Source organism: Streptomyces sp. NPDC000348, from assembly GCF_042898795.1.
Classification (GTDB): Bacteria; Actinomycetota; Actinomycetes; order Streptomycetales; family Streptomycetaceae; genus Streptomyces.
This window is the reverse complement of the sequence record NZ_JBIAZD010000002.1, coordinates 484,904-499,506: the sequence shown is the minus strand read 5'-3', so window position 1 is coordinate 499,506 and position 14,603 is coordinate 484,904. Positions and strand designations below refer to the sequence as shown.

Annotated in this window: 11 protein-coding genes; 2 read left to right on the top strand and 9 right to left on the bottom strand. The window is 72.8% G+C overall.

Annotated features, from left to right (window positions below; all coding sequences use genetic code 11):
* Window positions 1-11: 11 nt before the first annotated feature.
* From ACFY3N_RS06070 to hrcA, 5 genes are all read right to left on the bottom strand, one after another.
* The gene (locus ACFY3N_RS06070) at window positions 12-554 is read right to left on the bottom strand and encodes a hypothetical protein (RefSeq protein WP_390815419.1); all 543 of its coding nucleotides are present in this window, start codon (window positions 552-554) and stop codon (window positions 12-14) included.
* 199 nt (window positions 555-753) lie between these two features.
* A complete protein-coding gene (locus ACFY3N_RS06065) occupies window positions 754-1,494 on the bottom strand; it encodes a 16S rRNA (uracil(1498)-N(3))-methyltransferase (protein ID WP_390815418.1) in 741 nt (246 codons plus the stop codon).
* Window positions 1,491-2,564, bottom strand: a complete 1,074-nt coding sequence (locus tag ACFY3N_RS06060; RefSeq protein WP_390815417.1) for a nitronate monooxygenase — start codon at window positions 2,562-2,564, stop codon at window positions 1,491-1,493. The genes ACFY3N_RS06065 and ACFY3N_RS06060 overlap by 4 nt, the downstream gene beginning before the upstream one ends.
* 341 nt (window positions 2,565-2,905) lie before the next feature.
* Entirely contained in the window at window positions 2,906-4,042 is a 1,137-nt protein-coding gene (gene dnaJ / locus ACFY3N_RS06055; protein WP_390815416.1) for a molecular chaperone DnaJ, read from the bottom strand.
* On the bottom strand, window positions 4,042-5,058 hold the full coding sequence (hrcA, locus tag ACFY3N_RS06050; RefSeq protein WP_217127857.1) for a heat-inducible transcriptional repressor HrcA: 1,017 nt from the start codon (window positions 5,056-5,058) through the stop codon (window positions 4,042-4,044). The genes dnaJ and hrcA overlap by 1 nt, the downstream gene beginning before the upstream one ends.
* Window positions 5,059-5,229: 171 nt before the next feature.
* On the opposite strand from hrcA, the gene ACFY3N_RS06045 reads away from it, so the two are divergent.
* Together ACFY3N_RS06045 and ACFY3N_RS06040 are read left to right on the top strand one after the other, a co-directional pair.
* Window positions 5,230-5,958, top strand: a complete 729-nt coding sequence (locus ACFY3N_RS06045; RefSeq protein ID WP_390815415.1) for an MBL fold metallo-hydrolase — start codon at window positions 5,230-5,232, stop codon at window positions 5,956-5,958.
* Between the two features lie 34 nt (window positions 5,959-5,992).
* Entirely contained in the window at window positions 5,993-6,799 is an 807-nt protein-coding gene (locus ACFY3N_RS06040) for a DUF3097 domain-containing protein (RefSeq protein WP_390815414.1), read from the top strand.
* 157 nt (window positions 6,800-6,956) lie between these two features.
* Here the strand turns inward: ACFY3N_RS06040 and hemW are convergent, their stop codons facing one another.
* The 4 genes from hemW to lepA form a co-directional block, all read right to left on the bottom strand.
* Entirely contained in the window at window positions 6,957-8,189 is a 1,233-nt protein-coding gene (gene hemW, locus ACFY3N_RS06035; RefSeq protein WP_390815413.1) for a radical SAM family heme chaperone HemW, read from the bottom strand.
* A 27-nt stretch (window positions 8,190-8,216) separates the two neighbouring features.
* The gene (locus ACFY3N_RS06030; RefSeq protein WP_390815412.1) at window positions 8,217-10,268 is read right to left on the bottom strand and encodes a SpoIIE family protein phosphatase; all 2,052 of its coding nucleotides are present in this window, start codon (window positions 10,266-10,268) and stop codon (window positions 8,217-8,219) included.
* 236 nt (window positions 10,269-10,504) lie between these two features.
* The gene (locus ACFY3N_RS06025) at window positions 10,505-12,379 is read right to left on the bottom strand and encodes an AMP-dependent synthetase/ligase (RefSeq protein ID WP_390815411.1); all 1,875 of its coding nucleotides are present in this window, start codon (window positions 12,377-12,379) and stop codon (window positions 10,505-10,507) included.
* 260 nt (window positions 12,380-12,639) lie between these two features.
* Complete coding sequence (gene lepA / locus ACFY3N_RS06020) at window positions 12,640-14,508, bottom strand: translation elongation factor 4 (protein WP_159532631.1); 1,869 nt, start codon at window positions 14,506-14,508, stop codon at window positions 12,640-12,642.
* Between the last annotated feature and the right edge of the window lie 95 nt (window positions 14,509-14,603).

The following is a 14,603-nucleotide window of genomic DNA, read 5'->3' as shown; positions in this document are numbered from 1 at the left end:
AGGGGTTTGGATCACTTGCCCTCGACGGGGCGACACGACGGGTACCGCTCGCACCACACGGTCGTCGTGACGGTCACGGTGACGGTGGGATCCGGGCCGCGTCGCGTCGGTTCGCCCACGCGCGGCGGGCTGGTGGAGTCGCAGTCGCCCAGGCCGTCGACCCGGAGCACCCGCTTTCCGCCGACCTTCGCGGTGAGGTCCCCGCGTACGCAGGCGCCGTTGACGGCGTGGGTGATCCTCCCGGTGACGGTGATCTCCTTGCCGTCCTGGGTCTCGCCCTGGCAGTCGACGGAGGCGACGGTGTCCTCGGCCGCGGACGGTGAGCGGTCCTCGTCCCCGAAGGACGCGGTGCAGCTGAGCCAGCGCACCTCGGCCTTCTGCCGGTTGAGCTCCTTGGTCACGGTCTCGTCGGTCGTGAACGCGACGGCCGCGGAGCTCAGTCCGCCGCCCTCGCACGCGGTGGCACCGGCCACGGCGGCCACGGCGAATCCGACGGCGAGCGCCTGCCGCCGCCACCGGCGCGCCCCTTGCGGAACCTTTCTCATCGCCCCCATGGACGGCAGACTGCCACCGTCACAGGCGGGACGGTAGGGCGCATACGGCCACTTGGGTTTCCGCCGCCCCCCTTCCCGTCCCCGCTCCTCAGACGCCGGAGGGGCTGATCTTCAGCCCCTCCGGCGTTTAAGGAGCGGGGTCTGGGGCGGAGCCCCGGGTCGGGACGGGAAGGGGCGGCGGGGGCGAAAAACCCTCGGGTCAGGACCAGCGCCCGGTACGGCCGAGCAGCAGCGCCGCCGCGGCCGTACCCGCCGTGGACGTGCGCAGCACACTGGGCCCCAGCCGCACCGCACGCGCGCCGGCCTCCTCGAAGAGCGCCAACTCCTCGGGGGAGACACCGCCCTCGGGTCCGACGACCAGCACGATGTCCCCGGAAGCGGGGAGTTCGGCGGTCGCCAGGAACTCCGTACCGCTCTCGTGCAGCACGGCCGCGAAGTCCGCTTCGGCGAGAAGTGACGCAACCTGCCTGCTCGTCGCCGCGTCCGCGACCCGCGGGAAGCGCACCCGGCGGGACTGCTTGCCGGCCTCCCGGGCCGTCGCCCGCCACTTGCCGAGGGACTTCGCCCCGCGCTCGCCCTTCCACTGCGTGATGCAGCGGGACGCCGACCACGGCACGATCACGTCGACGCCGACCTCGGTCATCGTCTCCACGGCCACCTCGCCCCGGTCGCCCTTGGGCAGGGCCTGGACGACGGTGATCCGGGGTTCCTCCGGCGGCTCCTCGGACACCGAGTCCAGTCGGACGATCAGACGGTCCTTGCCCTCGGTGCCGAGCACCACGCAGTCCGCCCAGCGGCCCGCGCCGTCGGTGAGGACGACGTCCTCACCCGCCCGCAGCCGCTTCACGGAGACGGCGTGCCGCCCCTCGGGGCCGTCGAGCACGTAACGGCCCCCGCCGCCCGCGTCGAAGTGGTCGACGACGAACACCGGCGCGGTCATCGGGCACCTCCCGCCGACAACGCCGTCCGGGCGGCGGCCAGTTCGGCGGCCAGCACCTCCACCAGCTGCCCGGCGGGCAGCTCGCGGGCCATCCGGTGGCCCTGCCCCGCCCACAGCGCCAGGCCCTGCGCGTCGCCGGCCTTGGCGGCGGCCTTGCGCAGGGGCGCGGTGAGGTGGTGGACGTCCGGGTAGGCGGCGGGCGCGTACGGGCCGTGCTCGCGCAGGAAGCGGTTGACCAGGGCGCGGGCCGGGCGGCCGGAGAAGGCGCGGGTCAGCTCGGTGCGGACGTACAGGGGGTTGGTGAGGGCCTGCTTGTACAGGGCGTGCGCGCCGGACTCGTGGGCGGCGACGAAGGCCGTGCCGAGCTGGGCCGCGGCGGCACCGGCCGCGAGGACGGCGGCGATCTGGCCGCCGCGCATGATGCCGCCGGCGGCGACGACCGGGATGCCGACGGACTCCCGGACCTGGGCGACGAGGGACAGCAGTCCGACACCGGAGCCGTCCGCCTCCGGGACGTCGCGGTGGGTGCCCTGGTGGCCGCCGGCCTCCACGCCCTGCGCGACCACCGCGTCCGCGCCGGCCCGCTCCACGGCCCGGGCCTCCTCCGCGGTGGTGGCGGTGACCAGCGTGAACGTACCGACGCGGCGCAGGGACTCCAGGACCTCGCGGGCCGGCACGCCGAAGTGGAACGACACCACCGGCACCGGGTTGTCCAGCAGCACGGCGAGTTTGGCGTCGTAGCCGTCGTCGCGGCCGCCGTCGGGGTCGCCGAGCGCGGTCTCGTACCAGGAGGCCTCACCGGCCAGCTGGTGGGCGTAGACGCCGACGGCGGCCGGGTCGGCCGTCTCCGGCTGCGGCAGGAAGAGGTTGACGCCGAAGGGCCGGGAGGTCAGTCCCCGCAGCTGCTTGATCTCCTGGTACATCCCGTCCGCGGTCTTGTACCCGGCGGCCAGGAAACCGAGTCCGCCCGCCTCGGACACGGCGGCGGCGAGCTGTGGCACGGCGACACCGCCCGCCATGGGTGCCTGCACGATCGGGTGCGGGCAGATGTCGGTCAGTACGGAGGACATGACGGCATGTTGTCACGTCCTCCGACCAACTCCGAATCCGCCCTTCCTCTTGGCATAAGCCACTTTTCGGCGGGGCGGGGGCACGGACGTCAGCGCCCGTTGAAGGCGTCCTTCAGGCGTGAGAACAGACCCTGCCGACCCGGCTGACCGTGCTCGTCCGGGGGACGACCCCCGGACCCCCGGCAGCAGACCACCGCCCGAGCGGCGCCAACCGGTCAGCGCCCGTTGAAGGCGTCCTTCAGCCGTGAGAACAGACCCTGCTGACCGGGCTGACCGTGCTCGCCCGGGGGACGACCCCCGGACCCCCGGCAGCAGACCACCGCCCGAGCGGCGCCAACCGGTCAGCGCCCGTTGAAGGCGTCCTTCAGCCGTGAGAACAGACCCTGCTGACCGGGCTGGAACTGGCCCGTGGGCCGTTCCTCGCCGCGGAGCTTGGCCAGTTCCCGGAGCAGGCGTTCCTGCTCGGGGTCGAGCTTGGTCGGGGTCTGGACCTCGACGTGGACGATGAGGTCGCCCCGGCCGCCGCCGCGCAGGTGCGTGACGCCCCGGCCGTGCAGCGGGATCGACTGGCCGGACTGGGTGCCGGGCCTGATGTCGACCTCCTCCATGCCGTCCAGCGTCTCCAGCGGCACCTTGGTGCCGAGGGCCGCCGCCGTCATCGGGAGGGTGACCGTGCAGTGCAGGTCGTCGCCGCGCCGCTGGAACTGCGCGTGCGGGAGCTCGTGGATCTCCACGTACAGGTCACCGGCGGGGCCGCCGCCGGGCCCGACCTCGCCCTCGCCGGCCAGCTGGATCCGGGTGCCGTTGTCGACACCGGCCGGGATCTTGACCGTGAGGGTGCGCCGGGAACGGATCCGGCCGTCGCCCGCGCACTCCGGGCACGGGGTGGGGACGACGGTGCCGAAGCCCTGGCACTGCGGGCAGGGGCGGGAGGTCATGACCTGGCCCAGGAAGGACCGCGTGACCTGCGAGACCTCACCGCGGCCCCGGCACATGTCACAGGTCTGCGCGGTGGTGCCCGGAGCGGCGCCCTCGCCGCTGCACGTCGTGCAGACGACGGCCGTGTCGACCTGGATGTCCTTGGTCGTGCCGAACGCGGCCTCGTCGAGTTCGACGTCGATGCGGATCATCGCGTCCTGGCCCCGGCGGGTGCGCGAGCGCGGCCCGCGCTGCGACGCCGTGCCGAAGAACGCGTCCATGATGTCGGAGAAGTTGCCGAAGCCACCGGCCCCGAAGCCGCCCGCGCCGGCGCCGCCGGACTGCGAGAGAGGGTCTCCGCCGAGGTCGTAGACCTGCTTCTTCTGCGGGTCCGACAGCACCTCGTAGGCGGCGTTGATCTCCTTGAACCGCTCCTGCGTCTTGGGATCAGGATTGACGTCCGGATGCAGCTCGCGGGCGAGCCGCCGGAAGGCCTTCTTGATCTCCTCCTGCGACGCGTCGCGGCGCACGCCGAGTACGGCGTAGTAGTCCGTGGCCACTACGACTCCGCCAGGATCTGTCCGACGTACCGTGCCACTGCGCGTACCGCTCCCATCGTTCCCGGGTAGTCCATGCGGGTCGGTCCGACCACGCCGAGCTTGGCGACTGCCTCGCCGCCCGAACCGTAGCCCACCGACACGACGGACGTGGAGTTGAGTCCCTCGTAGGCGTTCTCGTGCCCGATGCGCACGGTCATGCCCGAATCCCCCGCCTCGCCGAGGAGCTTGAGGAGCACGACCTGCTCCTCCAGCGCCTCCAGGACGGGCCGGATGGTGAGGGGGAAGTCATGTCCGAAGCGGGTGAGATTGGCGGTGCCGCCGATCATCAGCCGCTCCTCGTTCTCCTCGACGAGCGTCTCCAGGAGGGTGGAGAGCACCGTCGAGACCGTACCGCGGTCCTCGGCCTCGAACGCCTCGGGGAGGTCCTCCACCAGGCTCGGCACATCGGCGAACCGGCGGCCGGCGACCCGGCTGTTCAGGCGGGCCCGCAGATCCGCCAGGGAGGACTCGCCGAACGGCGCCGGGCAGTCGACCATGCGCTGCTCGACCCGGCCGGTGTCCGTGATCAGCACCAGCATCAGCCGCGCGGGGGCGAGGGACAGCAGTTCCACGTGCCGCACGGTGGAGCGGGTCAGCGACGGGTACTGCACGACGGCGACCTGCCGGGTCAGCTGCGCGAGCAGCCGCACGGTCCTGGCCACCACGTCGTCGAGGTCGACCGCGCCGTCGAGGAAGTTCTGGATGGCCCGCCGCTCGGGCGGGCTCATGGGCTTGACGCCGGCGAGCTTGTCGACGAACAGGCGGTAGCCCTTGTCGGTGGGGATGCGCCCGGCGCTGGTGTGCGGCTGGGCGATGAAGCCCTCGTCCTCCAGGGCCGCCATGTCGTTGCGCACGGTGGCCGGGGAGACGCCGAGGTTGTGCCGCTCGGTGAGGGCCTTGGAGCCGACGGGCTCCTCGGTGCCCACGTAGTCCTGGACGATGGCGCGCAGCACCTGGAGCCTGCGTTCACTGAGCATCGCGCACACCTCCAGAAGCCTTCCGCGCGGTACCTTCCCTGTCCGCCTGGCACTCTTCGTACGCGAGTGCCAGACTTCCCCGCCCAGTGTACGGCCGGGGGGTGCACCCCGGGCAAGGCCGGTCCCCGCGCCCCCCGCGCCGGGCGGCGTCGTCCCCGATAGCGTCCCGGTATGACCGTGACTTGGGAAGAGCCGGGATGGGAGCACGTGGCCGCCGGGGTGGGGCGGTGCCGGCTGCCGGTGTGGGACTGCACGGCGGGGCTGGTCGTGGGCGCGGACGGCGTCCTGCTCGTCGACGCGGGTTCCGGCCCGGGCGAGGGCGCGCGGCTGCGGGCGGAGGCGCGGGCGCTCACCGGTCGCCGTGTGACGCATCTCGCGCTCACCCATCCCCACTTCGACCACGTCCTCGGGGCGGCGGCGTTCGCGGACGCGGAGGTGTTTGGCGCGGTGGGCATGGAGACGGTGCTGACGGGCCGCGGGCGCGAGGAGCTGCGCGCGGACGCGGTGCGCCACGGGCTGGACGCGCGCGTGGCCCGGGAGGCCGTGGACGCGCTGGTCCCGCCGCGGCACGCGGTGTCCGGCGAGTGGACGCTCGACCTGGGCGGCGGCCGGCAGGTGCTGCTGGCGAACGTGGGACCGGGGCACACCGCCCACGACCTCGCGGTCCTGGTCCCCGGCGACCCGGAGGTGGTCTTCTGCGGCGACCTGGTCGAGGAGTCGGGCGAGCCGCAGGCCGGCCCCGACGCCGTGCCGTCGCACTGGCCGGCCGCCCTGGACCGGCTGCTGGACTGGGGCGGCGAGGACGCGCGGTACGTCCCCGGCCACGGCGCGGTGGTGGACGCGGCGTTCGTACGGGCCCAGCGCGACGCCCTGGCGGCCCGCTTCGGCGTGTCGGACTGATCGCGGCGGGCGGGATCCTCGTATCGTCATCGGAATGCGCCAGTACTCCGCCGATCTGACCCCTCCGTGGAAGAAACCGCAGCCGGTCCCCGAGGTCGCGGCCGAGCCCGGCCTGGTGGTGGAGGAACCCGGCACCGGCTTCTGCGGCGCGGTGATCCGCTGCGAGGCGGGCACCGTGACGCTGGAGGACCGCTTCGGCAAGCACCGGGTGTTCCCGCTGGAGCCGCGGGGCTTCCTGCTGGAGGGCCGTGCGGTGACGCTGGTGCGGCCGGCCGCCGGTCCGGCGCGGCCCACCCGTACGGCGTCCGGTTCGGTGGCCGTTCCCGGCGCGCGGGCGCGGGTGGCCCGCGCGGGGCGCATCTACGTCGAGGGGCGGCACGACGCGGAGCTGGTCGAGAAGGTGTGGGGCGACGACCTGCGCGTCGAGGGCGTGGTCGTGGAGTACCTGGAGGGCGTCGACGACCTGCCGTCGGTCGTCGAGTCCTTCGCGCCGGGGCCGGACGCGCGGCTGGGCGTCCTGGTGGACCACCTGGTGCCGGGATCGAAGGAGTGGCGGATCGCGGAGGCGGTGACGAGTGAGCACGCGCTGGTGGTGGGCCACCCGTACATCGACATCTGGGAGGCGGTGAAGCCGGCGTCCGTGGGGATCGCCGGGTGGCCGCGGGTGCCGCGGGGGCAGGACTGGAAGACGGGGGTGTGCGCGGCGCTGGGCTGGCGCGTGGCGAACACCGGGGAGGCGTGGCAGCGGATCCTCGGCTCGGTGCGCTCGTACAAGGACCTGGAGCCCCAGCTCCTGGGCCGCGTGGAGGAACTGATCGACTTCGTGACCGCACCGGCCTGACCCCGGGGCTCCGCCCCGGACCCCGCTCCTCAAACGCCGGACGGGCTGGAGACAGCCCGTCCGGCGTTTGAGGACGAGGCCCGAAGGGCCGAAGGGGGGTCTGGGGGCGCAGCCCCCAGGGGACGGGACGGGAAGGGGCGGCGGGGGCGAGGAAAGGTCAGTCGACCAGATCCCGCACCACCGCGTCGGCGAGCAGCCGCCCCCGCAGGGTGAGGGCCGCACGGCCCTCCTCGTACGGGCCCCGCCGGAGCAGCCCGTCCGTCAGGGCCCGCCGCGACGCCCCCAGCCCCGCCTCCCTCAGCAGGGACAGCGGCACGCCCTCCTCGAGCCGGAGCTCCAGCAGGATCCGCTCCACCCGCCGGTCCTCGTCCGTCAGGACCTCCCGCCCCGCCCCCGGCGACCGCCCCTGCGCCAGCGCCGCCGCGTACGCGCCCGGGTGCTTGACGTTCCACCAGCGCACCCCGCCCACGTGCGAGTGGGCGCCGGGGCCCGCGCCCCACCAGTCGGCGCCGCGCCAGTACAGCTCGTTGTGCAGGCAGCGGCCGGCTTCCGAGGTGGCCCAGTTCGACACCTCGTACCAGTCGAAGCCCGCCGCCGACAGCATCTCCTCGGCGATCAGGTACCGGTCCGCGTGCACGTCGTCGTCGGTCGTCGGGACCTCGCCCCGCCGGATGCGGCGGGCGAGCTGCGTGCCCTCCTCGACGATCAGCGCGTACGCCGAGACGTGGTCGGGGCCGGCGCCGATCGCCGCGTCCAGGGAGGCCCGCCAGTCGTCGTCGGACTCCCCCGGCGTGCCGTAGATCAGGTCGAGGTTGACGTGCTCGAATCCGGCCGCGCGGGCCTCGGCGACGCAGGCCTCGGGGCGGCCGGGGGTGTGGGTGCGGTCGAGGACCTTCAGCACGTGCCGCCGGGCGCTCTGCATGCCGAAGGAGATCCGGTTGAAGCCGCCGGCCCGCAGGGCCGCCAGGTAGGCCGGGTCGACCGACTCCGGGTTCGCCTCCGTGGTCACCTCGGCGTCCGCCGCCAGCCCGAACTCCTCCCGGATCGCCCCCAGCATCCGTACGAGGTCGTCGGCGGCCAGCAGCGTCGGCGTGCCCCCGCCGACGAACACCGTGCGGACCTCGCGCGGGTCGTCGCCCAGCACCTTGCGGGCCAGGCGGATCTCGTCGGTCAGGGTCCCGGCGTAGTTGTCGCGGGAGGCCAGTACGCCGCCGCTGCCGCGCAGCTCGGTCGCGGTGTAGGTGTTGAAGTCGCAGTAGCCGCAGCGGGTCGCGCAGTACGGGACGTGCAGGTAGAACCCGAGGGGGCGGTCCGTGGCCCCGGCGAGCGCGGACGCGGGCAGCGCGCCGTCGGCGGGGACGGGCTCGCCGTCGGGGAGTGCGGAAGGCATGTGCTCCATTGTCCCGCACCGGCCGGGTCACTCCGCCTGGAGAACCAGCAGGGCGAGATCGTCCGCGGGCGGCCGGGCCCCGAACGCGTGCACGAGCTGCGTGATCCGCTCCGCTATCGGCTCCGCGTCCATCCCCGCGCACCCCGACAGGGCCGTGGCGAGCCCGTCCCCGTCGTCGAACTGGCGGGAGCCCGAGCGCCGCTCGGTGACCCCGTCGGTGACGCAGAGCAGGGTGTCGCCGGAGTACATCTCGAAGGTCTCGCTGGTGTAGGTGGCGTCCTCGACGACGCCGAGCAGGGTCTGCGGCTGGGCGACGGCACGGACCGAGCCGTCGGGGGCGAGCAGCAGGGGCAGCGGGTGTCCGGCGGAGGCGAGGGTGCAGCGGACGCCGCCGTCGAAGGGGACGAGTTCGCCGTAGAGGAGGGAGAGGAAGCGGGTCTGGGGACCGTCGCCGGGGGCGGTGGGGCGGGCACCGGCGGCCACCAGCGCGCGGGCGGCGGCGTCGGCGGCCTCGGTGGCGTCGTCGAGGAGGAGCTGGTTGAGGCGGTCCAGGACGTCGGCGACGTGGTAGCCCTCGCGGGCGAGCAGCCGCAGCCAGGGCCGGACCAGGCCGATGACGACGGCGGCCTCCGGCCCCTTGCCCTGGACGTCGCCGACGGCGAAGCACCAGCGGCCCCGGCCGGCCGGGAAGAGGTCGTAGAAGTCACCGCTCGGTCCGCCCTTGTCGCAGGGCTCGTAGACGAGGGCGCTGCGCACGCCGGGGATCTCGGCGACGGCGCCGGGCAGCAGCCCGCGCTGCAGCACGGCGCTGATGGTGGCCTGGCGGGAGTACTGCCGGGCGGCCCCGATGGCGAGCGCGACCCGGCGGCCGAGGTCCTCCACGAGGCCGGTGACCTCGTCGGGGAATCGGTCGATCCCGCCCCGTCCGATCACCAGCGTCCCGAGCGGCCGGCCGCCCGCGACGAGGCGGTAGGCGAGGGCGGTGCCGCGGGCGCCGTCGGCCGGGACGCCGGGCGCCCCGGCCGGCCACCGGTAGGGGGCGGGCCCCGGGCACAACGGGTCGCCGGGGCGGGGCGGGTTCTGCTCCAGGGCCCGGCTCAGTTCCTCGATGCGGTCCTCACCGGCGTGCCAGACCCGGGCGAGGCGGGGACCGCCGGCCCGGTTCTCCTCGCTCCAGCCGCCGCCGTGGCCGGTGGCCTCGTCCTCCAGCCAGACCGCGCACCAGTCGGCCAGCCGCGGCACGATCAGCTGCCCGGTGAGCGAGGTGACCAGGTCCTCGTCGAGCTGCCCGGCGAGCAGGTCGGAGGCCTCGGCGAGGAAGGACAGCGCGCCGCGCCCCAGCCAGGTCCCGTCCCGCCCGTGCCGGCGGGCCAGCCAGTCGTCGCCGTACGAGCCGCCGCGCGAGGTGTCACGGGTGGGACCGGGTGCCTCCCGGTGGCCGGGCGGGCGCCGGGGGGCCGGCGGGTCGAGTGCGTCCAGCGGATCGGGGACGCCCTGCTCCGCCCGGGGCGGCTCCGGCGCGAGGATCTCCGCCACCCGCAGATCGCGCGCCAGCGTGCGCTCCTCCGCGTACGCCTCGGCCTGGTCGCCCGCCGCGCATCCCCCGGCGGCCAGCCGCGCCCACACCGTCTTGGTGCCCGGACGGTAGGTGATCCCCCAGGCCTCGGAGAGCGTGGCGACGAGGCGCAGGCCGCGCCCGTACTCGGGGGTGTCGTACGGCGACCCCTCCGGCTCGTTGCCGCGCGGCGCGCGGGAGGGGTGCCGGTCGGCGACCTCGACGACGAGCGCGCCGGTCTCCTCCTCCAGTCTGCACGCCACGCGCACCTCGGTGCCGGCGTGCACGACGGCGTTGGTGACGAGTTCGCTGGCGATCAGCGTGGCGTCGTCGCCGACGCGGCCGGTGAGGTGTTCGGCGCCGGGCAGGGCGAGCTCCGCCCACTCGGTGAGCGCCTTGCGCAGGACGGCGCGTGCGGCGCCCGGCGCGAGGGGGCTCCCGGGCAGGGTCGCGTCCACCCACGTGCGCTCCCGCGCGCCGGGGGCGCACGAGGCGGTCTCCCGTTGGGTCGGAATGGCCCTCATGGGCGGCTCCCCGGGCAGTTCGTACGAAGAGAACTCGATCGCTGCCGACAGGGTGACAGACCGGACCCGGTCATAAGCACCGAGTCACCGAAGTGAACCGCCAGGGGTGAGAACAGTGCTCCATGGGTGGTCAGGAACGAACAGAAAGCCGTTTTGTTCCGGTCATCGTGAAAAGAAGGGCGGGTTCCCGGGCCGCACCGGCCCGGGAACCCGCCCCCGCGGTCACACCGTGGTGGTCACGCCTCGCGCGTGCCCTCGTACATCTCCTCGATGAGGTGCTTGTACTCGCGCTCCACCACCGGGCGCTTCAGCTTCAGGCTCGGGGTGATCTCGCCGTGCTCGACGTCGAGGTCGCGCGGCAGGAGGCGGAACTTCTTGATGGTCTGCCAGCGCTGGAGTCCCTCGTTGAGCTGCCTGACGTAGCCGTCGACCATCTCGACCGTGGCGGGCGCGGCGACGACGTCCGCGTACGGCTTGCCCGCCATGCCGTTCTCGGCCGCCCAGGCCGTGAGGGCGGCCTCGTCGAGGGCGATGAGGGCGGTGCAGTAGTTCCGGTCGGCGCCGTGCACCAGGATGTTGGAGACGTAGGGGCAGACCGCCTTGAACTGGCCCTCGACCTCGGCGGGGGCGATGTACTTGCCGCCGGACGTCTTGATCAGGTCCTTCTTGCGGTCGGTGATGCGGAGGTAGCCGTCGGGCGAGAGTTCGCCGATGTCGCCGGTGTGGAACCAGCCGTCCTCCTCCAGGACCTCGGCGGTCTTCTCGGGCAGGTTGTGGTAGCCCTGCATGATGCCGGGGCCGCGCAGCAGGATCTCGCCGTCGTCGGCGATGCGCACCTCGGTGCCGGGCAGCGGCTTGCCGACGGTGCCGGTGCGGTAGGCCTCGCCCGGGTTGACGAAGGAGGCGGCGGAGGACTCGGTGAGGCCGTAGCCCTCCAGGATGTGGATGCCGGCGCCGGAGAAGAAGTAGCCGATCTCGGGCGCGAGGGCCGCGGAGCCGGAGACGCAGGCGCGGAGGTTACCCCCGAAGGCCTCGCGGATCTTGGCGTAGACGAGCCTGTCGGCGACGGCGTGCTTCGCCGAGAGGCCGAAGGGGGCGCTCGCGGTGCCGGTGCGGCGGAAGTTGTCCTGGGTGACCTTGGCGTACTCGCGGGCGACCCCCGCCGCCCACTGGAAGATCCTGTACTTGGCGGCGCCGCCGGCCTTCGCCTTGGCGGCGACGCCGTTGTAGACCTTCTCGAAGATGCGGGGCACGGCCGCCATGTAGGTCGGCCGGACCACCGGAAGGTTTTCGATGATCTTGTCGACGCGGCCGTCGACGGCGGTGACGTGACCGACCTCGATCTGCCCGGAGGTGAGCACCTTGCCGAAGACGTGCGCGAGCGGCAGCCACAAATACTGCACGTCCCCGGCGCTGACCAGCCCGGTCGCGGCGATCGCCTTCGCCATGTACGACCAGCAGTCGTGCGGCAGGCGGACGCCCTTGGGGCGGCCGGTGGTGCCGGAGGTGTAGATCAGGGTGGCGAGCTGGTCCCTGGTGATCGCGGCGACCCGCTCCTTGATCAGCTCCGGTTCCTTCCGGAGCCGGGCGGCGCCGCGCTTCTCCAGTTCGGTGAGGGTGATCACGAAGTCGTCGGTCTCGACGCCGGCCGTGTCGACGACCACGACGTGGGTGAGCTCGGGCAGTTCGGCGCGCTTCCCGACCGCCTTGGCCGCCTGCTCGGCGTCCTCCGCGATGAGCACCCGGCTCTGGGAGTCGGAGAGGATGTAGGCGGACTCGTCGGCGTTGGTCTGCGGGTAGACCGTGGTGGTGGCGGCGCCGGCGCAGAGGATGCCGAGGTCGGCGAGGATCCACTCGACCCGGGTCGAGGAGGCCAGCGCGACCCGCTCCTCCGGCTGTACGCCCAGCTCGATCAGGCCGGCCGCGATGGCGTGGACCCGCTCGGCGGTGCCCGCCCAGGTGAGGGACTTCCAGTGGTCCGGGCCCTCGCCGGAGGCCGCCGGGACCGGGTAGCGGTAGGCCTCGGCGTCCGGTGTGGCCGCCACACGCTCCAGGAAGAGGGTCGCCACGCTCGGCGGACGGTTCTCGATCAGTGTCTGTGTGTCGCTCACGACATCCTCCGGGGCCCGCGACGGTGCGGCCGGCTCAGTTGCGGCTGGGGTTTCCTCGCGCCGTTGTTTAACTGGCGAGTAACTATCGAGCAGAGATCAGAGTAGAGGCCGACCGGCGATGGCGTAAGGGCCTGCGGCCTGTCACTTCGTACAGACGGCTACCCGGTGAACGCGCGGGGCCCGCCGCGCTTTCGCGCGACGGGCCCCCGTTCCGCCCGATTTGCAGAGTGACCCGCGGTAACCCCGGGGTGCTCCCCCGGTTACTTCTTGCCCTTGCCCGATCCCGCGCTGTCGTCGCTGGAGAGGACGGCGATGAAGGCCTCCTGCGGGACCTCCACGGAACCCACCATCTTCATCCGCTTCTTGCCCTCCTTCTGCTTCTCCAGCAGCTTCCGCTTGCGGGAGATGTCACCGCCGTAGCACTTGGCGAGGACGTCCTTGCGGATGGCGCGGATGGTCTCGCGGGCGATGACCCGGGAGCCGATGGCGGCCTGCACCGGCACCTCGAAGGCCTGCCGCGGGATGAGCTCCTTGAGCTTGGCGACGAGCCGTACGCCGTACGCGTACGCCTGGTCCTTGTGGGTGATCGCGGAGAACGCGTCGACCTTGTCGCCGTGCAGCAGGATGTCGACCTTCACCAGGCTGGAGGTCTGCTCGCCGGTGGGCTCGTAGTCGAGGGAGGCGTAGCCGCGGGTCTTGGACTTCAGCTGGTCGAAGAAGTCGAAGACGATCTCGGCGAGCGGGAGGGTGTAGCGGATCTCCACCCGGTCCTCGGAGAGGTAGTCCATGCCGAGCAGGACACCGCGCCGGGTCTGGCACAGCTCCATGATCGAGCCGATGAACTCGCTGGGCGCCAGGATGGTGGCGCGCACGACCGGCTCGTACACCTCGCCGATCTTCCCCTCGGGGAACTCGCTCGGGTTGGTGACGGTGTGCTCGCTGCCGTCCTCCATCACCACGCGGTAGACCACGTTCGGCGCGGTCGCGATCAGGTCGAGCCCGAACTCCCGCTCCAGCCGCTCGCGGATCACGTCGAGGTGCAGCAGGCCGAGGAAGCCGACGCGGAAGCCGAAGCCGAGGGCGGCGGAGGTCTCCGGCTCGTACACCAGGGCGGCGTCGTTGAGCTGGAGCTTGTCCAGGGCCTCGCGCAGCTCCGGGTAGTCGGAGCCGTCCAGGGGGTAGAGGCCCGAGAACACCATCGGCTTGGGGTCCTTGTAGCCGCCGAGCGCCTCCTCGGCGCCCTTGTGCTGGCTGGTGACGGTGTCACCGACCTTGGACTGGCGGACGTCCTTCACACCGGTGATCAGGTAGCCCACCTCGCCGACGCCGAGCCCGTCGGCGGGCAGCATCTCCGGCGAGTTGGTGCCGATCTCCAGCAGCTCGTGGGTGGCGCCGGTGGACATCATCCGGATCCGCTCGCGCTTGTTGAGCTGGCCGTCGATGACACGGACGTACGTCACGACACCGCGGTAGGAGTCGTAGACCGAGTCGAAGATCATCGCGCGGGCGGGGGCGTCCTTGACGCCGACCGGGGCCGGGATCTCGGCGACCACCTTGTCCAGCAGCGCCTCGACGCCCAGACCGGTCTTCGCGGACACCTTGAGCACGTCGTCGGGGTCGCAGCCGACCAGGTTCGCCAGTTCCTCGGCGAACTTCTCCGGCTGCGCGGCCGGCAGGTCGATCTTGTTGAGCACCGGGATGATCGTGAGGTCGTTCTCCATCGCCAGGTAGAGGTTGGCGAGGGTCTGGGCCTCGATGCCCTGGGCGGCGTCGACCAGCAGGATCGTGCCCTCGCAGGCGGCGAGCGAGCGGGAGACCTCGTACGTGAAGTCGACGTGCCCCGGCGTGTCGATCATGTTGAGGATGTGCGTGTTGCCCTGGTCGTGGGTGGGCGCCCACGGCAACCGCACCGCCTGGGACTTGATCGTGATGCCGCGCTCACGCTCGATGTCCATGCGGTCGAGGTACTGAGCGCGCATCTGCCGCTGCTCGACCACTCCGGTCAGCTGGAGCATCCGGTCGGCGAGCGTGGACTTGCCGTGGTCGATGTGCGCGATGATGCAGAAATTGCGGATCAGCGCGGGGTCGGTACGGCTCGGCTCGGGCACATGGCTGGGGATCGCGGGCACGCAGGGTCCTGATTCTTGAGGCGTCCGCATACGTGTGCTTGTGCGTCTGCGGTCTCGGGTCGGATCGATACGTAGCCTCCATGGTCCCACGGGCG

Bases quoted from the DNA above. Each gene is read 5' to 3' on its own strand.
- ACFY3N_RS06045 (WP_390815415.1), top strand. From the start codon at position 5,230: ATGACCGTGACTTGGGAAGAGCCGGGATGGGAGCACGTGGCCGCCGGG.
- hemW (WP_390815413.1), bottom strand. From the start codon at position 8,189: ATGCCTTCCGCACTCCCCGACGGCGAGCCCGTCCCCGCCGACGGCGCG.
- ACFY3N_RS06040 (WP_390815414.1), top strand. From the start codon at position 5,993: ATGCGCCAGTACTCCGCCGATCTGACCCCTCCGTGGAAGAAACCGCAG.
- ACFY3N_RS06060 (WP_390815417.1), bottom strand. From the start codon at position 2,564: ATGTCCTCCGTACTGACCGACATCTGCCCGCACCCGATCGTGCAGGCA.
- ACFY3N_RS06030 (WP_390815412.1), bottom strand. From the start codon at position 10,268: ATGAGGGCCATTCCGACCCAACGGGAGACCGCCTCGTGCGCCCCCGGC.
- hrcA (WP_217127857.1), bottom strand. From the start codon at position 5,058: ATGCTCAGTGAACGCAGGCTCCAGGTGCTGCGCGCCATCGTCCAGGAC.
- ACFY3N_RS06070 (WP_390815419.1), bottom strand. From the start codon at position 554: ATGGGGGCGATGAGAAAGGTTCCGCAAGGGGCGCGCCGGTGGCGGCGG.
- ACFY3N_RS06065 (WP_390815418.1), bottom strand. From the start codon at position 1,494: ATGACCGCGCCGGTGTTCGTCGTCGACCACTTCGACGCGGGCGGCGGG.